Source organism: Vulcanisaeta sp. JCM 14467 (assembly GCF_001316245.1).
Taxonomy (GTDB): domain Archaea; phylum Thermoproteota; class Thermoprotei; order Thermoproteales; family Thermocladiaceae; genus Vulcanisaeta.
In genome coordinates this window covers 101,442-123,656 of record NZ_BBDM01000008.1, presented here as the reverse complement: position 1 = coordinate 123,656, position 22,215 = coordinate 101,442, and the positions used below count along the sequence as shown (strand labels likewise).

Annotated in this window: 27 protein-coding genes, 1 tRNA gene and 3 pseudogenes; 9 read left to right on the top strand and 22 right to left on the bottom strand. The window is 46.0% G+C overall.

Annotation, left to right across the window (positions count from 1 at the left end; all coding sequences use genetic code 11):
• Positions 1–348 precede the first annotated feature (348 nt).
• Together JCM14467_RS08850 and JCM14467_RS08845 are read left to right on the top strand one after the other, a co-directional pair.
• On the top strand, positions 349–2,130 hold the full coding sequence (locus JCM14467_RS08850) for a thermopsin family protease (RefSeq protein WP_054849851.1): 1,782 nt from the start codon (positions 349–351) through the stop codon (positions 2,128–2,130).
• The gene (locus JCM14467_RS08845; protein WP_252901211.1) at positions 2,118–2,324 is read left to right on the top strand and encodes a hypothetical protein; all 207 of its coding nucleotides are present in this window, start codon (positions 2,118–2,120) and stop codon (positions 2,322–2,324) included. Before JCM14467_RS08850 ends, JCM14467_RS08845 begins: the two co-directional genes overlap by 13 nt.
• A 61-nt stretch (positions 2,325–2,385) precedes the next feature.
• On the opposite strand, the gene JCM14467_RS08840 is transcribed toward JCM14467_RS08845, so the two are convergent.
• From JCM14467_RS08840 to JCM14467_RS08810, 9 genes and pseudogenes are all read right to left on the bottom strand, one after another.
• Positions 2,386–2,586, bottom strand: coding sequence for a hypothetical protein (locus JCM14467_RS08840; RefSeq protein WP_054849849.1), 201 nt, complete (start codon positions 2,584–2,586; stop codon positions 2,386–2,388).
• 74 nt (positions 2,587–2,660) lie between these two features.
• On the bottom strand, positions 2,661–3,074 hold the full coding sequence (locus tag JCM14467_RS08835; RefSeq protein ID WP_252901210.1) for a tyrosine-type recombinase/integrase: 414 nt from the start codon (positions 3,072–3,074) through the stop codon (positions 2,661–2,663).
• Between the two features lie 63 nt (positions 3,075–3,137).
• Positions 3,138–3,446 (bottom strand): hypothetical protein, encoded by a 309-nt coding sequence (locus JCM14467_RS17445; protein WP_252901209.1) that lies wholly within the window; start codon positions 3,444–3,446, stop codon positions 3,138–3,140.
• 271 nt (positions 3,447–3,717) lie between these two features.
• Positions 3,718–3,793: transfer RNA gene (locus JCM14467_RS08825), tRNA-Asn, on the bottom strand.
• Between the two features lie 80 nt (positions 3,794–3,873).
• Entirely contained in the window at positions 3,874–4,017 is a 144-nt protein-coding gene (locus JCM14467_RS17440) for a hypothetical protein (protein ID WP_252901208.1), read from the bottom strand.
• Positions 4,002–4,124: a hypothetical protein gene (locus JCM14467_RS19480; protein WP_256359235.1), complete on the bottom strand. Its 123-nt coding sequence runs from the start codon at positions 4,122–4,124 to the stop codon at positions 4,002–4,004. Before JCM14467_RS19480 ends, JCM14467_RS17440 begins: the two co-directional genes overlap by 16 nt.
• A gap of 535 nt (positions 4,125–4,659) precedes the next feature.
• On the bottom strand, positions 4,660–4,851 hold the full coding sequence (locus JCM14467_RS08820) for a hypothetical protein (RefSeq protein ID WP_054849846.1): 192 nt from the start codon (positions 4,849–4,851) through the stop codon (positions 4,660–4,662).
• A 123-nt stretch (positions 4,852–4,974) separates the two neighbouring features.
• Positions 4,975–5,316, bottom strand: a complete 342-nt coding sequence (locus JCM14467_RS08815) for a hypothetical protein (protein ID WP_054849845.1) — start codon at positions 5,314–5,316, stop codon at positions 4,975–4,977.
• Between the two features lie 133 nt (positions 5,317–5,449).
• Positions 5,450–6,714, bottom strand: a pseudogene (locus JCM14467_RS08810) (Glu/Leu/Phe/Val family dehydrogenase).
• A 130-nt stretch (positions 6,715–6,844) separates the two neighbouring features.
• Here JCM14467_RS08810 and JCM14467_RS08805 point away from each other — a divergent pair.
• From JCM14467_RS08805 to JCM14467_RS08795, 4 genes are all read left to right on the top strand, one after another.
• Positions 6,845–7,186, top strand: a complete 342-nt coding sequence (locus tag JCM14467_RS08805; RefSeq protein ID WP_054849844.1) for a PadR family transcriptional regulator — start codon at positions 6,845–6,847, stop codon at positions 7,184–7,186.
• Entirely contained in the window at positions 7,167–7,391 is a 225-nt protein-coding gene (locus tag JCM14467_RS17435) for a hypothetical protein (protein ID WP_252901207.1), read from the top strand. The genes JCM14467_RS08805 and JCM14467_RS17435 overlap by 20 nt, the downstream gene beginning before the upstream one ends.
• Positions 7,392–7,444: 53 nt before the next feature.
• Positions 7,445–7,780 carry a hypothetical protein gene (locus JCM14467_RS17430; RefSeq protein WP_252901206.1) on the top strand — a complete coding sequence of 112 codons (336 nt, stop codon included), beginning with the start codon at positions 7,445–7,447 and terminating at the stop codon, positions 7,778–7,780.
• A gap of 73 nt (positions 7,781–7,853) precedes the next feature.
• Positions 7,854–8,294, top strand: coding sequence for a DUF2286 domain-containing protein (locus JCM14467_RS08795; RefSeq protein ID WP_054849843.1), 441 nt, complete (start codon positions 7,854–7,856; stop codon positions 8,292–8,294).
• A 17-nt stretch (positions 8,295–8,311) separates the two neighbouring features.
• Here the strand turns inward: JCM14467_RS08795 and JCM14467_RS08790 are convergent.
• Positions 8,312–10,939 (bottom strand): annotated as a pseudogene (locus JCM14467_RS08790) (DNA-directed DNA polymerase I).
• Between the two features lie 121 nt (positions 10,940–11,060).
• Between JCM14467_RS08790 and JCM14467_RS08785 the strand changes: the two are divergent.
• Positions 11,061–11,816 (top strand): CPBP family intramembrane glutamic endopeptidase, encoded by a 756-nt coding sequence (locus JCM14467_RS08785; protein ID WP_054849842.1) that lies wholly within the window; start codon positions 11,061–11,063, stop codon positions 11,814–11,816.
• On the opposite strand, the gene JCM14467_RS08780 is transcribed toward JCM14467_RS08785, so the two are convergent.
• Genes JCM14467_RS08780 through JCM14467_RS08760 form a run of 6 tightly spaced genes read right to left on the bottom strand, consistent with a single transcriptional unit; the run spans position 11,785 to position 14,846 of the window.
• Positions 11,785–13,197, bottom strand: coding sequence for a nucleotide-binding protein (locus JCM14467_RS08780; RefSeq protein WP_054849841.1), 1,413 nt, complete (start codon positions 13,195–13,197; stop codon positions 11,785–11,787). The two genes, JCM14467_RS08785 and JCM14467_RS08780, sit on opposite strands and share 32 nt — an antisense overlap.
• A 9-nt stretch (positions 13,198–13,206) precedes the next feature.
• Positions 13,207–13,650: a phosphatase domain-containing protein gene (locus JCM14467_RS08775; protein ID WP_054849840.1), complete on the bottom strand. Its 444-nt coding sequence runs from the start codon at positions 13,648–13,650 to the stop codon at positions 13,207–13,209.
• Positions 13,651–13,701: 51 nt separating this feature from the next.
• Positions 13,702–14,055 (bottom strand): aconitase X, encoded by a 354-nt coding sequence (locus tag JCM14467_RS08770; protein WP_252901216.1) that lies wholly within the window; start codon positions 14,053–14,055, stop codon positions 13,702–13,704.
• Complete coding sequence (locus JCM14467_RS08765) at positions 14,046–14,264, bottom strand: hypothetical protein (RefSeq protein WP_054849838.1); 219 nt, start codon at positions 14,262–14,264, stop codon at positions 14,046–14,048. The genes JCM14467_RS08770 and JCM14467_RS08765 overlap by 10 nt, the downstream gene beginning before the upstream one ends.
• Entirely contained in the window at positions 14,261–14,488 is a 228-nt protein-coding gene (locus JCM14467_RS17425; protein WP_252901205.1) for an aconitase X, read from the bottom strand. The genes JCM14467_RS08765 and JCM14467_RS17425 overlap by 4 nt, the downstream gene beginning before the upstream one ends.
• Positions 14,445–14,846, bottom strand: coding sequence for an aconitase X (locus tag JCM14467_RS08760; RefSeq protein ID WP_054849837.1), 402 nt, complete (start codon positions 14,844–14,846; stop codon positions 14,445–14,447). The genes JCM14467_RS17425 and JCM14467_RS08760 overlap by 44 nt, the downstream gene beginning before the upstream one ends.
• 66 nt (positions 14,847–14,912) lie before the next feature.
• Between JCM14467_RS08760 and JCM14467_RS08755 the strand changes: the two genes are divergently transcribed.
• Positions 14,913–15,677 carry an HAD-IIB family hydrolase gene (locus JCM14467_RS08755; RefSeq protein ID WP_054849836.1) on the top strand — a complete coding sequence of 255 codons (765 nt, stop codon included), beginning with the start codon at positions 14,913–14,915 and terminating at the stop codon, positions 15,675–15,677.
• A 173-nt stretch (positions 15,678–15,850) separates the two neighbouring features.
• On the opposite strand, the gene JCM14467_RS08750 is transcribed toward JCM14467_RS08755, so the two are convergent.
• From JCM14467_RS08750 to JCM14467_RS08740, 3 genes are read right to left on the bottom strand one after another with little or no spacing between them, the layout of a single operon-like run.
• Entirely contained in the window at positions 15,851–16,648 is a 798-nt protein-coding gene (locus JCM14467_RS08750) for a TiaS agmantine-binding domain-containing protein (RefSeq protein WP_252901204.1), read from the bottom strand.
• Positions 16,567–16,896: a hypothetical protein gene (locus JCM14467_RS08745; protein ID WP_252901203.1), complete on the bottom strand. Its 330-nt coding sequence runs from the start codon at positions 16,894–16,896 to the stop codon at positions 16,567–16,569. The genes JCM14467_RS08750 and JCM14467_RS08745 overlap by 82 nt, the downstream gene beginning before the upstream one ends.
• Positions 16,875–17,117, bottom strand: coding sequence for a hypothetical protein (locus JCM14467_RS08740; protein WP_054849833.1), 243 nt, complete (start codon positions 17,115–17,117; stop codon positions 16,875–16,877). The genes JCM14467_RS08745 and JCM14467_RS08740 overlap by 22 nt, the downstream gene beginning before the upstream one ends.
• Before the next feature lie 119 nt (positions 17,118–17,236).
• Between JCM14467_RS08740 and JCM14467_RS08735 the strand changes: the two genes are divergently transcribed.
• Complete coding sequence (locus JCM14467_RS08735; protein ID WP_054849832.1) at positions 17,237–18,187, top strand: DNA polymerase sliding clamp; 951 nt, start codon at positions 17,237–17,239, stop codon at positions 18,185–18,187.
• A 35-nt stretch (positions 18,188–18,222) separates the two neighbouring features.
• Here the strand turns inward: JCM14467_RS08735 and JCM14467_RS08730 are convergent, their stop codons facing one another.
• From JCM14467_RS08730 to glmS, 3 genes and pseudogenes are all read right to left on the bottom strand, one after another.
• Positions 18,223–19,128: a hypothetical protein gene (locus tag JCM14467_RS08730; RefSeq protein ID WP_054849831.1), complete on the bottom strand. Its 906-nt coding sequence runs from the start codon at positions 19,126–19,128 to the stop codon at positions 18,223–18,225.
• Positions 19,129–19,140: 12 nt separating this feature from the next.
• Entirely contained in the window at positions 19,141–20,337 is a 1,197-nt protein-coding gene (locus JCM14467_RS08725) for a sugar phosphate nucleotidyltransferase (RefSeq protein ID WP_252901202.1), read from the bottom strand.
• Positions 20,334–22,167 (bottom strand): annotated as a pseudogene (gene glmS, locus JCM14467_RS20045) (glutamine--fructose-6-phosphate transaminase (isomerizing)). Before glmS ends, JCM14467_RS08725 begins: the two are co-directional and overlap by 4 nt.
• Positions 22,168–22,215 lie beyond the last annotated feature (48 nt).

Below are 22,215 nucleotides of genomic sequence, written 5' to 3'. Positions count from 1 at the left end.
CACCATCAACCAAACAACCCAAACCACCAACCAACGAATCACCATCCATACAAATAAAGAAAGGCAAGAAACAAAATATTAAAACATTCACTCAACACAACTACGTAACAGGCTTATAGAATATTAGCATTACGATACATGTACCTACTTCACATCACTCAGTCACAGAGCAAGCATGGTGCATGCTCTAGGTACCACTTCTTAAGCTCCTCATGCCTAGGTGACCAGTAGTGCTCGATGAGGGCTTGCATTTTAATGGTTAATCATCAATGCTGTGGAAGATGAGGGATTTCATGAGCCTGCTCAATTACTGCATTACTTAAATATTTTGAAAATTAAATACTCTTGATGAGGGCTGGCGTAGGACTCATATTAACCGTAATAACTGCGTCATTAATCATCGTATTCACGGCAATGCCCACCCACGCCCAGGGCGTTTACGTGAGCTCGCCACCATGTTGGTGGTATGGGCAGGTCAATGAGTCATACGTAATCCTTTACAACTATGGCAGTGAGACATACACGATTTACCTAATGACGCCCAGTGAGTACCAAGCAATGAGTCAGGGAAGTAGTACCTACGCCATTGGCAGTTGGGTAATCCAGCCACAGTCCTCATTGGCAATACAGGTGCCGAGCATCGGCGACTACCTAGTCATTGTGCCAAGCACAGGCTCCTGCCAGGGTAAGACAACGCTTTATGAGATAGCGGGTCAAGGCGCACCAATTGGCGGGTCTAGTTTTGAGCCTGCGAGCACGACTGAGGTATTGGGCTTCTTCAACGTCACGAGCATCAGCGCCTACAACCCAAACGGCGAGAGCCAATTCAACGTGCCGAATTCAGGTGCTAGCCTACAATTGAATGCCGTCCTTGAGGTTCAACTTGCCGATGGCACGACACAGTACTACTGGCTTCAAGACACGATCAGCTTCATAACCAATAGTGAGGAATACAACTTTGTCGATAACGTGTGGAACTACACAAGCACTGAGCTCATCCTCAGCAACTCAACAATCACTGGGAATGGCTACGTCAGTAACTCATCAACTGGTTACTACTATGGCTATAGCACGTCATTCCAGGCATACTCATTGCCACTCGCTGGCTACTTATTGATCAAGCTTGTTAGTGTGAACCCGCTTGAGGTCTCCTTCTGTTACGCCATTATCCAGAGCGGTAGTGTGTACTACCCACCTAGCTTCGACTGCTACGATACAATCACAATATACACGCCCAAGCCCGTGACCAACGCATTCATTACATCCCAGCCCAATACTCTAACGCCATCAAACAATGCGATCGATACCGAATTCGTATTCGCAGGTTACGCAAATAGCGAGTACACCACGTTCAACTCATTGAGTGCCTACCTAGCCCTGCTTTACCGCAGCGGCGATACCTGGAAGCCCTACGGCGACTTATTCATGAATGGTTGGGACACTGCCGAAGCAGCCACAGACCTAACCAGCAGTATCTTGCCCAATGGCTTTATTTACGTAACTACTGGTTCGTTACCAAGCAGTGCAAGTACATTCCTAACGAGCACTATGTCAACACCAACACTGCCAATGACGTACGTTTCCATCTTTAACCCAGTGACTGGCGAGATGTGGAGTGGGTACGTAACGACGCCAACATCATTCTCATTCCCAACGGTCGTGCCTGGCGGCCCAGGCACTGAGTACGTACTAACTGGAGTTTACGTGAACGGCGCACTACAGAGTAGTAATGTGGTCACCATAACGCCGAGCAGCAACTTCGCCAGTTATGACGTCACGACGAGCTATGGCACCTACTACCTAGTCAATGTGAGTAGCCCAGTGCCGGTCACGATCAAGACGTACAACGAAACAGAGACAACCATGCTCTTCACCGAGTGGGTTCCGAGTGGAAGCACCATCAGCATCTACGTGAACAGCATATACACGTTTAGCAACGGCACTAGGCTCATTTACCTAGGTAGTAACGAGACGGAGACTGCGTACTCGCCACTGAGCATCAACATCCCAGCCACGGACTTCCAACGCCAATACTTCGTATCCATAACTAGTGAGTATCCAGTGATCCTAAACGGCACTAGAATCACGCAGTTCAGTGCTTGGTTGAGCCTGGCGTTGTGCTTAGCATAGCACCAGCCACCGTGTTCGGTAACGGCGTGTTCATGAGCGAGCCAGGCTATACGATCACGGTCAGTAAGCCAATGAGCATAAACGTGCAGTGGCAAATCAACTGGGCACTAACCGGTGCAATGTACGGAGGACCAGCCGCAGCAATCGCTATAGCCGCAGTCTTAATAACCAGGTCACGTAGACAACGGCGGTAAAGAGACTCTTCAGCAATAAATCAGCACAATAAACACGGTGCATACTCTAAATACCATTTCCTCAACTCTTCGTGTCTTGGGCTCCAGTAATGCTCAATGAGTACCTGTACTCACTCGGTGGAGCCCTACCCTGGAGGGTATTCACAATTGACTCGGGAACCCCGTGGCTAATCATCCAGGTTGTGAAGAATTTCCTAAGCTCATAAAGCTCGAAGTCACGGTTTAGAACCTGCCTAGCGGCATCCTTGATTTCCCTCCTCAATCGGCCCTGGTCGAAGGGTAGGAACCTTGACTTAAACCTCTCAATGACCTGGCCATTGAATAGGTTGCTGGCTGTTATCGCTTCGTGACACCACTAAGGAATGTCTCACGCCTAGGCAGGTACTCACGCCTAATGAACTCAAGGGTCTCTGGCCTCAGAAAAGCAACAAAGGCCCTCTTAGTCTCGGTGACCTTCCCAATCCTAAGCATACCGTGCTCCAGGTCAACATCATCCATAGTGACTAGGAATGGCTCGCCTGGTCTCAAGCCGGTCTCTGCCAAGATTAAGAAGTAGGTTTTTGCCTCAATTGACTCAATCCTCGTGAGTATTTGCCTTAGCTCCTCGATGCTGGGTGGCTTAGTCCTGCTGTGGTTCTTTGGTTTGTACACTGTGAACACGCTGTATAGGTTCATGAACAACCCAGGGTCCCTGGGCCTTAGAACCGTCTTTAGGAAGGACTTCAGGCTGTAAGTCGTGTGCTTGAGCACGTACTCCTCACCATCCTCAGCCAGGCTCGCGAGGTACTCCCTAATGTTCTCAGGAGATAAGGTTCAATTCATCTCCGCCAACGCCTCACGGATATAATGAACCTCGTCACGTATGGTCTTCTCAGTAACACCCTCGAGCTTCTTAACCCTAACGAACTCATTAATGTCATCCTCAGTCACAACCCACTGCTTACCAACACTCCTAATGTACTCGCCAAGGTAACGCTCGAGGTAAGACATTAGTAAATCCCTGAAGTCCTTATCGGCACGTGCACGCACAACAACACGAATAATATCACCAACGCTCGCGGGCTCAACCTCAGGGATTTCACCGAGTAATTTAGCCAATTCCTCAGCCGATAAGTAAGCCATGGCCCTGCATAATAAGTCTCGGTGACACGCCTCTTATCACTCCTAATCATACTAATGAGGTTAAGCGTGACACCCAGGTCCCTAGCCCTAACATGCTTCTGCTCCATAACGTAGTTAATAATTTTAACACGAATATCATTCGAAATCTTACTGAGGTCATAGAGTTGGCAATCAACCATACTGTCCCTAAATGGACAGGGCCATATTTAAGGATTCTATAACACGAAATGCGTTGAACCATAACACGGAAACAGAGCAACTGAAAGGTATGTGGCGCCGCCGCGGGATTTGAACCCGGGACCTACGGGTTAACAGCCCGCCGCTCTACCGGGCTGAGCTACGGCGGCGAGTTAGGAATGGTTTTCGCCTTTTTAAATTTTTGGTGCTGGGTATTGGGAGCGTTTATCCTACTTGGAACTAATATGGACTACTGACTTATCGCCTGCTTGAAGTTTTGCAGGGCTGTGTCTATTCTATCTAGGTCGTCCTTTGTCGGCATCCCATTTATACTTATTGCATCTATCACCGTAAAACCCGCCTTCTCAAGCCTAGCCCTCACGTGCCTAAGCACCACATCGCCGCTCGCCCTGGCGGTGGTTTTCCACCGTCGGGTTCACCACGGCACGGCCCTGGGCGGGCTGCGGCGGTTTGAACCACCCTCGCGCACCCAAGGCCCACTGGCTTACTTCGTCGCTTTAGTGGGTTTTAAGCCTTCCTGAGCGTATCCCTCTGAGCACCGCATCAGCCTACCTAATAGCCCTAAAAGGGCTCAAACAACCTTAAACAACCCTAACCATTGATTCTGTCTCAGCCGTAATCCGTTATTATCAGTATTGGCTTTCCACCCCTCAACTTCCTTACTAATAGATTAATTACATAGTCCATTAATGGGAATGGTTCTGTATCATATGTGGATATACCGAGGACTATACCTAGTGCATTATTTGCGTCTCCAATTAAGTCTCCAATGCCTACCCTTTCTTTATCAGTAAACCTGTAGATATTAACACTAAACTCTCAATCACTGAGCCTGGTAACGATATGGTTCATCACGCTGTCTATGAAACCATACATTGAGGAGTACACGACCACAATCTTCTTACCAACCGACGTCTTTAGTGCAAATTCCCTATAAAGGTCTAGGCCCTTCTCACGGCATTACCCCTAATTACTGCGCCGTGAGATGGCGCTATTACGTCTATGGCGCCTTTGGTCATGTTAATACCTTATCGAGGTTTTTGGTCACATTATCCCTGTAAAAACCTATTATGTTAGTGAAGTACTTTCTCATTGATGATACATACTCATCGCTTAAATCCTCAAGGAACGTGGACCTGGGTATTGTATATGCACCGAATACGTCGCAGGTTAATAAGGTCCTTATTTGAGGTATGTAGGTGACCATGGTCTCGGGTCAGTGGAGCCACGGCACGTGAATAAACATCAACTGGTAATTCCCTGTGTTAAGGGTCTCCCCATCCCTAACTGCCTTAAACCTAGGCTAATTCCATAAAGGTTCCTCATTAGTTTACCTGCCATGGAATGCCCAATGAATGTTATATCCCTTTGCCTCATATAGCGTCTTCACCACGTCACTATGGTCGGACTCCATGTGGTGAACTACCACGTAGTCCAGGTCACGAATATTTACTACTGAGCTTAGGGCATTTAGGAATTCATTATCTAAACCCTTCTTCCAGGTATCAAAGAGTATAGTAGTGTTACCATTAATTAACAGGTACGCATTATACGTGACACCCTCAGGTATCTCCCACAACGCCTCAAAGTGCTTGGTCGCAGTGTCGTTATACCTCAGGATGATCAAGTCCTTACTCACCCTATCTATCATGACCTTATCCTTAATCTCCACGAGGATAGGTCTCGGTCCTTAATTTTAAACTAAGATTTTATGTTAATTTAGAATAACTTATTTGCTTCAATTAGTGATTTGTCTATATTAGAATAAAAATTATATTTTTTTATATTTATTTGAATTCACATGATTAGATCCAGCCCCTAACCTTCATGGCATTGTATATCCTATCCACGGCCTCCACATATGCAGCTCCCTAATCGTTACCTTGTCCATGCCCAGCTTGCTCCACCTAATCATTACCCTGTTAAATGTGTCGAGTAATATCCTTTCTAGCTTATTCCTTGTCTCCTCCTCATCCCAGAAGTACCACTGCAGGTTCTCGACCCACTCTAGGTATGACATCACGACACCGCCGGCATTAGCCGCTAGGTCAGGCAGTATCCAGACACCCTTTGAGTGCAGTACCTTCTCGGCATCAGCCGTCGTTGGGCCGTTAGCTCCCTCGACTATTAGCTTAGCCTTTATATTATTGGCATTGCCCTTATGTATTACATTCTCCAGTGCGGCTGGTACGAGTATGTCCACAGGTAATTCGAGGACTTCATCATTGGTTATCTTCCTAGTTCCTGGGGAGTCGTAGTTCATGACAGTACCTGTCTTATCCTTAACGGCCTTAACATCCGCGAGCTTAAGCCCGTTTGGATTATAAATGCCGCCCTTGCTGTCCGTCACTGCGACGACCTTAGCACCCATCTTCTCCAGCCAGTAAGCTCCCCAATAACCCACGTTGCCAAAGCCCTGAATAGCCACGGTCTTACCCTCAATGCCGCCCCACAACTTCTTAGCTGCCTCCCTGGCCCAAACAGCGACGCCGAAGCCCGTTGAGTACTCCCTGACTGGGTTGCCCCATAATACGACCGGCTTGGCCGTGAATACTCCAGGCACGTTGCGTCCAGCTATCTTGCTGTACTCATCAACCATCCAAGCCATTATTTGTGGGTCGGTTCCAACATCAGGTGCTGGTATGTCGGTTTCAGGGCCTATGAAGGGTGCCAGCGCCCTTGCATAACCCCTGCTCAACTCCTCAAGCTCTCTCTTACTAAGCTTCTTGGGGTCGACGGCAACGGCGCCCTTGCCTCCGCCGTATGGTAAGCCGTTTAGTGCATTCTTGAAGGTCATCACGGTTGCCAATGCTATGTCCTCCTCAAGTGTAACCTCTGGGTGGAACCTGATGCCGCCCTTATATGGTCCTAAGGCGTTGTTGTGCTGTACCCTGTAGCCCGTGAATACCTGTATTTTTCCATTGTCCATCTTAACGGGTATGTTAACGGTTATTATTCTCTGGGGCCTACTTAGTATTTCATAGACCTCCTGTGGATATCCACCTAGCTCTATAGCTCTCTTTAGTGTTTGTAACACACTTTCTAGGAATGTAGTCCCCCTTAGTGACATCGAGGCTTATGTAAGTGATGGGTTATTAAATCTTTCTCTATTGGCTTATGTAACATGAGCGTTTCATGGCGTTGATGGTCAAAGGTTAGCATTTAAAATTATTAATCTCAGGGTCATTAATGAGGACTTAATGAGCCAGAAGGCGCTTGATAGATTAATTACTAAATTGACTAAGGAGAATCTTTGGATTTACGTGGTTAAGTTATTAATGGAGAGACCCATGTATGGGTATGAAATAGCCAGGGAAATTAGGGAGCGCTTTAACATTAATATAACAAACGTTGGCGTTTACGTGGTTCTTTACAAGATGGAGAGGGATGGCTTGGTGGAGACGTTCATGAGTGGTGAGTCTAAGATGTATAGGTTAAGGCCCGAGACTGTGGAGCTCTGGTTAAGGGCTAGGGACTTCATATCGTCGGTTCTGAAGGAGGTCTTTAGTTGCGGTGTTAACTGTGGTTCTGGGAAAGCTTAAGGATAAGGTGGAGAGGGTCGGTAGGAAGATTCTTGAGAAGGGTCTTGTTAGGGTAATGCCTAGGAACCCCAATGTACTGACTATATCATCCCTAATAATTACATTGCCAACACCATATTTAATGTGGTTGCATCATTATTGGGCCTATGTATTAGCATTCATTCTATTGCTAATAGCAAGCGCGTTTGACATGCTTGACGCTTAGTAGCCAGGTATTGGGGAAGGGCGTCTAAGCTTGGTGCCTTCCTGGACTCCACGTTGGATAGGTATGTTGATTTTATAGCGCTTGTTGATCTTTGGATAGTCAGTGATAGGGGCTTCCTAAGCATTGTCCTGTTGCTACTTGCGGTATTGGGTTCATTAATGACGAGTTATACGAGGGCCAGGGCTGAGGCGCTTGGTGTGAAGATGATGGGTGTTGGTTTGCTTGAGAGGGAGGAGAGGCTCATACTTATCCTCCTCATACTCTTAATATTCATAGCCACGGGCATAGGCGTGGTAATACTGTATGGCTTGCTCCTCCTCGCACTATTAACAAACATCACGGCGATAGAGAGAATAATTACGGTGGTGAGGTCCTTAGGCTCCTCGTAGTAATTAAATGCGCTTTATTGGCAGGGAAAAGTTAAGCTTTATTAATTAATCCTCAGCCACAGTAATTGTGGGTATGCCTGAGGAGAGCGAGAATGTGGTTATTTACATAGAGAATGAGAGCATAGCCAATAAGGAGATTGTTAAGTCGAGCCTTGCAGATACCGTGAAGAATTACGTAAAGAGATTATTGGATGTATGGAATCCCGAGGAGTCAGACTTCATAGTCCTTAAGGTACCCCAGACCGTAAGTCTCAACCTACCGCTGAGTAAGGAGCTTTATAAGAAGGTTGAGAAGTACGGTGTTAAGAGGGTTGGTAATAAGGCCGAGGTTGAGATACCGACATACGAGATAATATATAGTAATAGGTGGATGGGTGAGGACATGGAGGCTGACAGGTTTGTGGTGATAATGCCCTACATAAATGATGATGTCATAAACCAGGTGGTGAATAACATATTGTCGTCGTTGTCATCACAGGGCGAGGAGGGTGGGGAGGAATTCCTTGAGGAGTGAATTCCCATTCAGTTTTATCAGGAGTAATTATCTATTATTGAGGAACCCATTATACTCTCAAACTCTATCCCAAAGGCATCAAGCACTTGCTCGAGTGACGTCCTTAGGTACTCAATGTACTTATTAGGGTCGACCTCATCAATCCTAGCCAATTGTATCGGCTTGACACCATCCTTACCCGTGGTCTTGACGTAGATTATTATGTCGCCAGGTCTCACGTTATAGCCAAGGCTCTTTAACTGCAGTGCAGCCTTAACGTGTTGGGGCGTGTTCTTTGTGTATGATTCGAGGGGTTTGGTGAGTGCTGTCCTTATCGCCAACTTATTGAGCGGTATTTCCTTCCTCTGCAACTTCCTGTAGTAATCCCTGACCTTATCCCTAACCTCCTCAACCACCTTGCTCACGTCCTCGAGACCCTGAATATCAGAGAGAAGGCTTACTACCTCATTGAATGCCTCCTTGGCGAAGTCTGGCGTATTCCTCTTCTTACCAACCAACCCCTTTATGTCTAGTTCACCATTTTGTAGTATGCCTACGTAATTCTTCTTCCTACCACTCATAGCCACCAACCTATAGACCTTGTCAAGCTCAATCTCAATACCAAACTCCTTATCCACCCACTCGATTAACTCCTTAAGCTTATCCTCATCTGGGTTCCATATGAATAGGCTATCTGTGTCGCCGTAGATGGGGACCAACCCAAGTTCGAGGGCCTTTAATACGGTTCTAGATAATACGTACCTGGCCAGGGCCGTCGTTAACTCAGCGGCGGGTGGGCAGTATAGCTGGAATACTTCAGCGCCCAACACGCCGTATGACGCGTTTATGAAGACCTTAAGTGCGCTTTGTACCACGTTGTAATAACTCCTCAATAACTCACTCGGTGCATTCTTCGCCAATCTCTTATACACGTAAGCCCTCAAATCCCTGAGCAATCCAACAATTAATGCCGTTAATCCCCTCCTATCATTACACACCCAGTGGGGTAGCTCTGGAATCGGCTTATTGCCCTGTTCCTCCTCATTTGGGCATTTGACGGTTTCATAGGAAATATTCCAGCGCTTTATCACCGATGGGTACATGCTTGCGAAGTCGAGGACATAGACGTTCGGGAATATGCCGGGCATTGGCTCGAGGACTATGGCACCCGCGTACTTCTTACCCTTAATAATGGCCTTTGTGGCTACGTCACCTTTAGCCTTAACAATATCCTCCTTCTCAGGTATTAACCAGCCCCTCCTCCTATGTTCGTAATATAGCATGTTCCTAATCCACGCCGATATCTGGCTCCTGACCAAGTCATCCGGTGGTGTCTTGGATATCCTTGACATTAATATTATCAGTCGGAGCACTAGGTTGTTGTCGTATGTCGTTAGGTAAAGCCCAAGGAAGGCATCCCTGAAGTTGTAATTAATTAGTTCGACATAGCTCATCTGTGATACGGGCTTATCCCTACTTAACTTAGACATGCCTATTATTGCGTGGGCTATGGTATCCAGCGTTCTATCCATACCTCTATACTTACCGCCAAAGGCGTAAACCTCGATGGCCCTGATATTGAAGAACTTGTAGAGGTCTAGGTGTATTCCAAGGGCTATTGACGCCTCGTTTCTTCTCAGGATTATTGGTATCTCCTCCTTCCTGAAGCCCAGCTTCAGGGCTCTGTGGTAGATGTAGGGTAGGTCGAAGTTATCGCCGTTGAATGTTATTAGTATTGGGTATTGCAGAATTATTGAGAATAATTCCTTCAGCATATCATACTCACTGTCGAAGAACTCCATCTCGACATCATCATACATCAAGTCCTCGAGGTCCTCAGGTCTCAACTCCATGTCTGGTCTCCTAAGGACTAGCACCTTTTTTCAACCATCACTACCCGCCAGTCCTATTGCTATGATTTCGTAATTAGCCTCCTTGGGGTTCGGCACCCTATTCTCCTGGGGTGTAAATACCTCGATGTCCAGGGACAGTCTCTTAATGTTTGGTACAGGGGCTTGAAATAGCGGTATCCACCTCCTCGCCTCCTCGAGGAACTCCTTATTATTTGCGTACAACTTATTTATGAAGCCCTCAATCTCGGTAGGTACCTCAATGGGTACCTGTACAAGCTTTCCATCCTCAACCCTATAGAACATGCCAGGTATAATCTCATTATCATATATATAGCATAGGTGATACCTAATCCTCGACTCCCAAGTTTTTGGAAGCACCTCCCTTATCGAGTCAGCCTTACCTCCAATACTCAGTGGGTCCTTAGCATTGATCTTTGTAAGCACAACCACCCTATCACTCAGTGGGTCATATTTCTCAACAGCCTCCATGTGACTGAATCCTGGGTGTAGGATCACCTTCGTGAACTTGGTTATTATTTCCTCAGGCCTTGCATTAGTTAGTAAGTAAGGCTTATGCCCAGTGTTGTCGTACCAGAAGTAAACCCTGTCGTTGACGGGATCGTACAACTTAACGAGGGCCTTACCTACCTTCCCATCGTAGGTCACGGTAAGCACTATTGATGGTGGTGTATTTTGTGGCGTTTCAGCCTTTATGGAGATTTCCTCCTCTTCCTCCTCCTCACGCTCTTCAAACTCCTCCTCAAATTCTTCCTCCTCTTCCTCGTCCTCCTCCCTGTACTCCTTGCTCCTCATTCCTCAGCATTATAGTTATAGTAACTGACTTATTAAGTCGCTGTTCCCATTGTCTCTAGTACTACGGTATCTGGCGCATGTGAGTAGAATTATTAAGTGAGGCGTGTTGGTTAGTCGAGCAATGGGCAGGTACTTAGGTGATGTTGTCTGGCCCACGATACTGCTGATAGCGATAGTGGTCCCTGTCTTCATAACCTACGAGCCATACATAATGACAAATACTCACTATGACATTGCATCATCAATAACGCAAATGCTAAGTAATGCCGTGAAAAACCCAGTCAATGTCTTATCAACGTACTTACTTGGGGACCTCGCCCCATACCTGTACGTAGTTCTTGCGGTCCTGTTAATAATCAATAGGCGGAGAATTCATGAACTACGTAATGAACTGGGCCTATCTTGGAAGCCACTATTTGGCGTGTTAACAATACCCGTAATAATAGCCCTGGCACTGATATGGTTCTTAATCAGCGGCTTAATACCTCTCGCAATCATTATCCCTCAATTACCATTAACAAACATACTACTCCTAACGTATACACTATACCCAATAGCCATTAGTGAGGAGTTCATATTCAGGGGCTTCATACTAAGTAGGTTATTGCCAAGGAGTGGCGCCACTGGTATAATCACGACATTACCAGCGGTGATGATTGACACCGCTTACTTTACGATAACCCACGTACCCGTTTACCTGGCGGTTTACGGCATAAACAACCTACTGCCACTAATTTATACGCTTGGTTATATATTCATTTACGGAGTAATCTCGGGCATCATATTCGTATCAACAAGAAACGTAATACCCGACGTAATAATTCACTGGATTAATGATTACCTATCTATAGTAATCGTGGTTTACCTAACGCATTAACAACGGTATTGCACAACTCACCTGATATCTTAAATGCTGCGTTCTTATAGTCCTCAAGGTCTATTAACTCCTCGGGCTTTGATGATATTGGCAGCGATTTTATGGCTACGAAGGATATGCCTAACTTATTGACCTTTTTCATAAACCTCCTGAGCACTCTATTTTCATGGGCTCCATTATAGGCGTTATTGAGTATTACGAGGATGGGCCACCTGCCATACTTACCGAGCAAATTAATATGGGACTCAAGCCTAAGCAGTGCGCCCTCGATGCCGTCGAGGCTCGCGGAAGCTATTAACACAACGTCAGTGTTCACCTGCCTTATGAAGTCCAGCGTGGATGAGAAACCACGCCTATACCTCCTGGATGAGCCAGTTAGAAGCCCCATGACGCCCTCCACGATAAGCACGTCCAAACCAACGTCCCTAACCGTGCTCAACGCCTCCCGCCAATTAACCCAACCAAGTGACCTACTACCCCACTTCAGCCTTATGCTCATCCAAGGCTTAAACGGCCTATTAAGAATGTAAAGACTTGGATGTAGATCCCTAATATCGCCAGCCAACTTGGCGACACCCACGTAATAACCAGCCCTGCTAAGGCAATAAGCCAATGCGCTGGTAATCAGTGTCTTACCTTCACCTGTCATGGTTGATGCCACGGTTATAACCCTAGTACTCGTCTCAGGGCTAACCCTCCCCTTACCAATCCAGTCATTTTCACGATAATTCCTGTAATAATTCGTAACGTCATCATCGGTAATCCCAACCTCATGAAGTATATTCCTCATTATTGGGGATTCCCGCCCAAGTATTCCGTGAACCATCGTACCAAACACATTATATTTACGCGATACAACCAATGTTGGTGTTTCGATTTCTAAATTTTTATAATTATGCCTAGGTACATGCGATGTACCAACAACCTTAACATTATCCGACAAGGTAATTAACTTACCGTAAGTATGCGCCTGCCAGCCCATTAACTCAGTACCCACAAGATTCCTAGTGGCCCAGGACTCATCAGTAATCCTCACCTTCACCGGGCCGGTAACGATTAGCGGCTCGAAAGCCACATCGAGTATGCCAAGCCCCCTGGAATATCCAGGCAATCCCTTAACATTCAGGTTTACGGCCTTAGACAATAACTGAACCCCCGAGCACACACCTACGGTAAATCCACCACTCTCAACATACTCCCAAACCTCCTTCTCAATCCAACCATAACGCTGCAGCACCTGAGACTCAACTAGGGTCCCTGGCGGTAGTATTAATAGGTCGAGGTCCCTAATAATGCCTGGTTCATCAACGAGGACGTTAAATGGTAGCTCTTCGTAATATGGCATCGCGCCTCTAACGTTGAGTATCCCTATCTTAGCCATGGTGAGTCACTATGAAATTATCACAGCATCTATACCATTACTCACTAGTGTTGATACGGTATTAACATTATCATCAAAATGCACTAGTATTTCGTACTTACTTAGTAGGTTCTTAATCATCCATAGCTTATATACGTGGTCTGGTTCGGTATTGCCACGTGGTCTCATGTACAACCCCTCAAACCCATCCACGCCAAAGCTCCTTAATTGGTTTATTGTGCACTCCCTCATTGGCTCATCTCTACCAGTAACTATTAATATGCCGAACCCCCTATCCTTAAGTAGTCTTAGGAAATCTATATTCCTCGGCTTAGGCCTGTCCAGGTATAGCTTATTGCAGTCCAGGAAGCAGTCCCAATCAACCTCATTATTAGGCTTAATGCACATCCTTAACCTACTTTCTGAGTTAACAAGGACTCCATCTATGTCGAAGGATATGTATTTAATGCCCATCACCCCCTCAACTATTGAATGCCAGGTCTAGGCATTCAATGCCGTTACAGCTTATATAATTAATGCCAACCATCTTGGCAGGTAATACATTTGCTTAACGGACTCCGTGGCGACAGTTCCAACACCAACGCTCTTAAGGAAGGGTGATACCACAGGGCACGTAGTTAACACAAGGTGTATATTGAATTCCTTAAGCCTATTAATTATATCCTGCCCCAGGGCGTTAATTACGAATGGCGTGGTGGCTATGTAAATTGGTTTCCTAGCCCTTCCGAATCCCCTGCTCTTTACGTAGTTAATTACGGACATGACCTCCTCAATACCATAATGAGGACATCCTAGGAATACCGCATCGAAGTCCTTAGCCCTAGCCTCAGTCCCTCGATACGCATCACCTACGCTAATATCAACAACCTCAGGCTTATCAGCATGTTAAGGTACTCCCTATGATTTGGCGTTACCCCATCAATCACCATGAACGCATGTGGTGAATAAGTAGCGTAACTGGCCAGTAATTGCTTAATCACGGCATTACTGCCGAACTTAGCCACTAGGTATGGCTTCCCATCACCAACAAGCTCGGCAATCCTCCTGCCCAGGAGCCCGGCAATCAATGGATCATTAATTGCTTTATCCCCCTCAAGCCTAACGATGTGGTTGGAGCCCTACCACTTAACGTGTATAATCCATACCTCGGAACCCTGCCAACCAATGCTGATAGGACCACGAAAGGTCCTGGGAGCTTCTCAGTCCATGCATCGTAAACGGCATTTATGTATGCGACGGCGTTTGACTCAGCAGGCGTGGTAAGTCCTTGGCCTAATTCGTAGGTACTCATACGGGGTGCAGGTGAGCCATAGGCTGGCGCCCATCCTCCGTAACGCATCTATTATCCTCCACTGCTTATTGATGAATTCCTTATCTATTCCCCAATCACTGGATATGTCAATACCCACCGGGTTAACTGTCGTGAATACGTGGAATCTGGCGTTGCTCTTGGCTAAGTCCTCGAGGTACTCAAGCCCTGGGTCACCTATTGTTAAGTAGGATACACCGGCTATATGCGTCGTCTCCACCTCAATTAACCTATCAGCCTTTAGCACATCACCAACCCTAACTATGACCTGCATCGCCCTTGTGATGAGGTCTCCATAATCGCCACGAAGCATCGCCTCCTCATACTTACTAAGGTACATTCGGCGCCTGATTTAGTGGAGGAAAATAAATCTTATTAATTGGGTTATTATCTCACGAACTTGGTAATGTTCAATCATAGAATTAATATGTTCAGGGACGTCTCAGCACTATTCACTGATTATGATGGTACAATAGCGCCAATAGACGTGGCCAGGCACTTAAGTAAGCCTCCCGAGCCCATTTATAAGAAGTTGTATGAGATTAGTAGGTATATACCAATAGCCGTGGTAAGTACTAAGGACTGTGACTTCCTAATACCAAGGACCAGCTTCGCCAGTGCGTGGTCCTGCACGAATGGTCTCGAGATGAGGATTGGTAAGGCCCAGTACATTCATGAGGATTTACCCAAGTGGCAGGATAGATTTAAGTCATTAATTGACGTTATTAATTCCATTGATGAATTGAGAAATGCTTACCTTGAGGTTAAGCACGTGGGTAATTTAATTGGTGGATTGGGAATTGATTGGAGAGCTAAAGGCTCGATAAGCATCGATGCCCTGAATAGAGTCATCGACTTAGCGGGTAAGTTAGGGTTTAAGATCATTAGGTATAGGGGTCATCCATTCATAGACATATACCCAGGAATCCAAATTGACAAGGGCTACGCAGTGGCCAGACTCAGGGAGCTTATGGGCATAAGAGGGCCGGTAATGTACATGGGTGATTCAGAAAATGACATCCCCGCAATGAGGATGGTTGAATATCCCATAGGCATTAGGCATAAGTATAATGAGGGCCTTGACCTACCCGTCCTACTATGGATTCGTGAAGACGAGTTACCAACCTTCCTAGATGAAATATTGTCAATTTTAAAGGCCAAGATTCATTAACTTCCGCAGCCGAATCAACCTATTTAATCGTCGCAGCTTAACCTCGTAATTAATGCCCACTTTTAAATCAATTCTAAGAGAATTCATGACCCTAGACTCAGCAATGCCCTCAACCTTCATAGGACCTCTTGAGTGCCGTAGTTAGACCTATTAAAAACCTTTCTCTATAGTAATCAATAAACCCATAGAAATGGCTTAGGCATATAGAGTGCAAGGCCCTCGAGACCGATCCTCGTGACCGGCTTCATTAAATGCCTATACTCACTGGCCTTAGGGCTCGCTAGAAACCACCTATTCCTCGGTATGAGGATCTTCGGCAATTTACCCTGAAAGCCACATCGCTTACATCGTAACAAACCTGATCTACCCACGGACTCCATGGGCCCACCACATATGGGGCACCTTGGGTTTCTCACCTCAACGTACCTATCATGAAGAACTCTCAAACCCTCCATGTAAAGGCTAAAATCACCATCCTGCTTAACGCCACCCCACACCTGGACCAGACAGCCAATGCACCCTGTCAACTCCCTGGAGATACCCAGGTGTCGATAAGCTATCGCCCTTCGCTTACCGCTCAGTGTAATAAGGGCGTGGCCCTGCTCATCAAATGCCACATCTGTAATAGTGCTTATCGAGTCAGCATTCCTATATGGTATGAACTCACCCATGCGTGACCTATGTTCATCGGTTCCCTGGTTTGTCATGTAGATGATCCAACCAATGGCATTGTACTTACTGGCTAGGTAATTACCCATGGCAAGTACGTGGTATGGCGAATCACCCCTAACACCAAAGAGCACTGGGTCCGGCCCATGAGGCTCGATAAGTACCTGGTCATTATAGATGTTTAGGAATGTGAATGGGCCCGTCACATCATCCCAAAGCCTCACATCACCAAGTTCAATAATTGGTCTCTCCTCATCCTCAGGCCTATACGCAATGAACTCATACGTGGCATCAACAGGCATGAAGCTAGAGACGCCAACGCCCCAATAACACCCCTACTGCCAATCAACTTAACGCCAACCTTATCAGCAATCCTACGTGCAAGGTCCAGTGTAACAATATCCCTAACGCTCTTCCTATAAAACCAACGCAGTTTCTCGTCAATACCTGATAAATCATTCACCACCATGTACGCAATCCCAGGGCTTGTCTTACCAACCCTCTTAACCATCTGATCAATTAATGAGTTCATGAGTTCGACATAATCCATGGCTTATCTTCAGAGTCTATGTGCATGATTATTGACAGGGATGCATTACCCCTGGTCTTAAATGGTACGTATGGATTTAACCTAGTTAAACGCGGCAGCCCAATAACATTATCAATTAGTCCATCATTAACCAGGTACTTTACGAATGAGTACATGACGTAAGTCGTGCACCCACCACCCTCCCAATCAGTGTCGTCAATGCCAATCATTAAGTAGGGCATTTACATGGTGTAGGTTTATGGGGACAATATAATTCCTTCTCATAATGCCCTGTTAAGATTACCTTAATTTAGGCGATGAAAGCCTTTTAAATTAAAATTACAATTAATATCAATCAATTATGGTTGAGGGTGAAGAGCCTGAGAAGGAGGAGCGTGAAGAGAGTGAGGAAGAGGAAACTGAAGGCATTGAGACTGAAGAGACTGAGGAGACTACTGAGGAAACGGAGGAGGTTAGCGAAGCGGGTGGGGCTGAGGAGGGTGCTGAAGAGGGTGGCGTAGGTGGCGTTGTTGAAACAGAGGAGTACTATAGGATAATGTTCCCTAAGGGTAAGGAGTTTAGGTACGTATTCACCGCCCTAGCTAATCTACTTCAGGAGTCAAACCTTGTCATTGATTCTGAGGGCATTAAGATGAAGTCCATAGACCCGAGTAAGGTTTCCCTAGTAATACTTAACATACCTGGCTCGGGCCTTGAGGAGTACACGGTGACGAAGGAGCTTAAGGTTGGGATCAGCTTCGACCTTATTAAGAAGATTCTGAAGAGGGTTAAGGCTAGGGAGAAGGTTGAGTTGGGCGTTGATACGGCTAAGAATAGGTTCTTCATAACGATATACACGAAGAAGGGTAGGGAGGGCGGTTTCTACAGGAGGTTTGGCTTACCAATAATTAACATTGCCGAGGAGGAGGTGCCAGAGCCTAAGCTCGAGTACCCTGTGAGGATTAGGATGGACATGGACATATTCGTCGACGTACTTAGCGCAGCCAGCGAGTTCTCAGACTCGGTGAGGTTCATAGCTAAGGAGGACTCGTTGTCCATAGTTGCTGAGGGTGAGGGTGGTAAGGCAATCGAGACGACTTACTCCAGTAGCGATGAGGTTTTCTACGAGTACTCAGTACAGGGCTCACATGACTCCACGTACTCTGTCGAGTTACTGCTCGATTTCATCAAGCCCATGAAGCAGATTGGTGAGACTGTAACAATCGAATTCGATAATAATAAACCGTTGAAACTAACGATTGATTTCGCCATTGGATCCATTCAATTCTACCTAGCACCCAGGGTAGCGTAATTACCCACAAATAAAAATTAAGCGATCACTCATGATCACACGCTGTATTTAATCGATACATAATCATGAGGAGGGACAATCATCGGTACTAATTGGGAGAGGTTGGCGTCAAGCGATAATCCCTTAACTGAGCCCTCCCTCGGTTTAAAGTCAACATTAAAGTCAACGGCATAATCACTCCAATTACCTATGAATATCAATCCATGACCATCGAGAGACTCAATCCTAGTTGCTATGTGTGTGGGCATTATGGTCCTGACCTCATAATCATTACTAAGAGTCACCCTACCACCATTAATATTAACGTTCAGGTCACTGATTACGTATGTGCGGTTTAGACTCAATATTAGGGCTATGAAGTGCTCATTAACGTATATAAGTACCCAATTGAGGTAAGGCATGACCTTAACATCCATGGTTATGTGCAACGGCCACGCCACTGGATTAAGCAGTGATAGGAAGGTTAGGTACTTCAGTTCCTCATTCGATGAGAGCATCAGTTCATCAAATACCCTAAGGCTTAGTAATGGCATGTTATACCTATTAAGTGCCACGGACAATTTAGATAGGTCCTCAGGGTCTAGCTCATGAATTCTCCTGTAATAACCATATAATGTGTTTACTGCCTTATCATACTCATATAACCTATTCGCTAGGCATATTAATTCATCGGGGCAATTCCTTCTCAACTCGTTCCTGATTTTCATAAGCTCCCTCTTTAGGTCTGTGATTAACTTAACGCTTCTCTCCCACCGTAACCTCCTATACGTATTTAAGTACTTAATTATTAATTCATCATCACCACAATGCTCCACTTCGGCATTAATTAACTCATAGGCGCTCCATAACCACGATGCGTAATCACACCTCAGCCTTAAGTAAGTACCTGCTCCCAGCTTTAAGGCGTAGCTTTGTATTGATGTGAATATTTCCACGTACATTCCACATCATTATTACTTCAGTATAGATAGCGGTGGTATGTACCTATTATGTTCTATTATTGATCCTGGGTAAATCACAGAGTTAGCACCCACCCTAGCCTTAGGCCCTATAATGGCTCCTAACTTAGCTATCGACTTACCCTTAATAATCACCGGGGATAGGTGCGAAACCTCAACACCACTCGGCAATACATTTAGGGTCACAACACCAGGCTCTATCGTGCTTTCATCACCGACTATGGAACTGCCTATGAATGAGCCCCTACCCACCGTAGCCCTATAACCAATGAGCGACTCTGTTATTTCAGCGTCAGCGCCTATCACGGACTCCTCCTCAAGCGATGTGTTATTCCTAATTAATGCATTATTACCGACATACGCATTCCGACCAATGTACACGGGACCCCTAATTATTGCGCCGTGGTCTATCCTGGCACCCTCATCAATGATCACAGGTCCCTCTATGACAGCCCTTGGTGAAACATCGGAATTCTTACTAATCCTAGTCTCCCCTAGGTCACTCAATAGGTACTTTATGGCACTCAATAGATCCCAGGGATAACTAACATCGACGAACCACCCACTCCAAAGAGCTATGTTAATGTTACCCCTGAACTGCCTCAGGGCATCGTTAATACTCCCATTGAAATCCTGGAGCGAGGTCAGGAACTCCTTCTCAGCAATTAATATCCCCGTCCATGCATAGCCCGATTTATGCTCACTCACCTTATTAATCATCACCACATCATCCGCCTGAACCTCAAAATAACCCTGTAAATCTGATAATGGCGTCATTAATATGGTCACGGGCTTACCTGAATTAACATGGCTATTCAACGCAAGTTCGTAAGCATCCTGCGGCATTATGACATCGCCAAATGATATTATTGTCGTACCCCTACCAACTACCTCATTAATCATCTTCAACGCACTGTCAATATCATCACCCCTCTGCCCAACGTTTTCCATCGAGATGCCACCAAAGTATTGACCAACTTCATTACCCACCTTATTTGGGTCTCTGGATATTACGTAAATTGTCTTCAACCCTAAACGAACCAAGTTATTTATTGGGTAGTAAATGAGTGGCTTACCTAATAACCTAATGAGTGGTTTATCAATGTAGGGCGTTAATGGCTCCATATTAGTGCCTCTACCGCCGCCAAGCACAACCCCAATGACCTCCCTATGATATGTCATACTGCTCATTCCACGGTCACCGTCTTAGCCAAATTCCTCGGTTTGTCTGGGTCATAACCACGCGCAACAGCCGTGTAATAGGCGAGTAATTGCATTGGTACTATGTATATTATTGGAGCGATCCTATAATCAATGTTTGGTAACTCAAATGTTACGCTCAATAACTCCCTAAACTTACCAACGTACTTCTCAGGAACAAAGCCTATGGTGTAAGCATCCCTAGCCTTCATCTCCATGACATTGCCGAGAAGCGCATCCACGTTGTCATCATCGAGTATTGAAAATACGACTGGATATCCCTCCTCAACCAGCGCTATTGGACCGTGCTTACTCTCACCGGCTGGGTATGCCTCCGCATGTATGTATGCTATCTCCTTCAGCTTTAGAGCACCCTCCATACTTAGCGGGACGCCAATGCCCCTACCCAGGTAATATGCGTTGTTCCTACTCTTCATGTACTCACTTAATGCCTTTACCCTGCCCTCTGTCCTGGCTATGACATTTTGAAGAAGCCCTGGCGCCTTATTGAGGGAGTCCATTAGATTTCTATACTCGCCCTGGTCCAACCTACCCATGGCAATACCAGCCTCAGCGTGAGTATTGTAAGGATTACCAACTGTGTGGTGAAGGTCTTCGTGGCAGCAACGCCTATTTCAGGGCCTGCCCTCGTGTAGAGCACGTAGTTTGACTCCCTGGGTATTGCACTATCAATTACGTTTGATACAGCGACTACCTTAGCACCCCTCTCCTTAAATGCCCTCACTGCAACTAACGTGTCTATGGTCTCGCCTGACTGGCTAATGGCTATTACCGCATCATCCTCATTGATGGTATTAACATACTTCTTGTACTCAGAGGATATTACCGCATGTATGTCGAGACCAAGCATTGTCGTGAGCAGGTAATCACCGATAAGGCCTGCGTGGTATGACGTACCAGCCCAATTATTAATACTCTCCTCGAATTTAGAAGAAGGTTGACCACATTATCAAACTCCCTCTCATTGATCCCAGCCAATGTGGAGCTTATTGCGAAGGGCTGCTCATGAATCTCCTTAAGCATGAAGTGCGGGTAACCCTCCTTACTCGCCATCTCCGGCGTCCAACTAATGAGCCTAATCCTCTCCTCAACATTGACTGGGACACCATCCTTCTCAATGTAGACCTTACCTGGCTCGATATACCCATACTCGCCATCCCTAAGTACTATCACCATATTCGTGAACTCCAGGAAGGCAGGTATGTCACTGGCAACGAAGTTGGCACCATTGCCGATACCGATGACGAGGGGTGACGTGTTCCTGGCGAAGTAAAGCCTATTTGGCTCCTGGGCTATTGCGACGACAAATGCGTAGGCACCCTTCAACCTCGACAATGCCGCCTTAAATGCGTCAAAGGGCTTATAACCAAGCCTTAGATACTCCTCGATTAGGTGAGCAACGACCTCAGTGTCGGTCTCGCTCTTAAAGACGTGACCCTTCCTAATGAGTTCCTCCTTAAGTTCCAGGAAGTTTGAGATTATGCCATTATGAACAACGGCAACACTGCCCGTGCAGTCTGTATGCGGATGTGCATTTTCATCACTTGGCTTTCCATGGGTAGCCCACCTGGTGTGCCCAATGGCCGTGGTGCCACTGACCTCATCAAAGTTCAACCTCGCATTAACCTCCACGATCTTACCCTTACCCTTCCTAACCTCTATGGAATTACCCTTAATAACGGCAATACCCACGGAATCATAACCCCTATACTCAAGTCTCTCAAGGCACCTCCTAACTACCTTACCAATGGGCTCCCTAAGGTTATTCGGTAGCGACGTAATACCAATGATACCGCACATAACTCAAGCACTTAATCTTGAAATAAAGTATCTAGAAATAAATATTTA

Coding starts and splice junctions, on each gene's coding strand:
- JCM14467_RS08780 (WP_054849841.1), bottom strand. CDS start 13,197: ATGGCTAAGATAGGGATACTCAACGTTAGAGGCGCGATGCCATATTAC.
- JCM14467_RS08745 (WP_252901203.1), bottom strand. CDS start 16,896: ATGGATTATGTCGAACTCATGAACTCATTAATTGATCAGATGGTTAAG.
- JCM14467_RS17445 (WP_252901209.1), bottom strand. CDS start 3,446: ATGGCTTACTTATCGGCTGAGGAATTGGCTAAATTACTCGGTGAAATC.
- JCM14467_RS08760 (WP_054849837.1), bottom strand. CDS start 14,846: ATGTACCTTAGTAAGTATGAGGAGGCGATGCTTCGTGGCGATTATGGA.
- JCM14467_RS08725 (WP_252901202.1), bottom strand. CDS start 20,337: ATGAGCAGTATGACATATCATAGGGAGGTCATTGGGGTTGTGCTTGGC.
- JCM14467_RS08795 (WP_054849843.1), top strand. CDS start 7,854: ATGCCTGAGGAGAGCGAGAATGTGGTTATTTACATAGAGAATGAGAGC.
- JCM14467_RS08785 (WP_054849842.1), top strand. CDS start 11,061: ATGGGCAGGTACTTAGGTGATGTTGTCTGGCCCACGATACTGCTGATA.
- JCM14467_RS08735 (WP_054849832.1), top strand. CDS start 17,237: ATGGTTGAGGGTGAAGAGCCTGAGAAGGAGGAGCGTGAAGAGAGTGAG.
- JCM14467_RS08730 (WP_054849831.1), bottom strand. CDS start 19,128: ATGTACGTGGAAATATTCACATCAATACAAAGCTACGCCTTAAAGCTG.
- JCM14467_RS17425 (WP_252901205.1), bottom strand. CDS start 14,488: ATGAGTACCTACGAATTAGGCCAAGGACTTACCACGCCTGCTGAGTCA.
- JCM14467_RS08850 (WP_054849851.1), top strand. CDS start 349: ATGAGGGCTGGCGTAGGACTCATATTAACCGTAATAACTGCGTCATTA.
- JCM14467_RS08775 (WP_054849840.1), bottom strand. CDS start 13,650: ATGGGCATTAAATACATATCCTTCGACATAGATGGAGTCCTTGTTAAC.
- JCM14467_RS08805 (WP_054849844.1), top strand. CDS start 6,845: ATGAGCCAGAAGGCGCTTGATAGATTAATTACTAAATTGACTAAGGAG.
- JCM14467_RS08820 (WP_054849846.1), bottom strand. CDS start 4,851: ATGGTCACCTACATACCTCAAATAAGGACCTTATTAACCTGCGACGTA.
- JCM14467_RS08755 (WP_054849836.1), top strand. CDS start 14,913: ATGTTCAATCATAGAATTAATATGTTCAGGGACGTCTCAGCACTATTC.
- JCM14467_RS08740 (WP_054849833.1), bottom strand. CDS start 17,117: ATGCCCTACTTAATGATTGGCATTGACGACACTGATTGGGAGGGTGGT.
- JCM14467_RS08750 (WP_252901204.1), bottom strand. CDS start 16,648: ATGCCTGTTGATGCCACGTATGAGTTCATTGCGTATAGGCCTGAGGAT.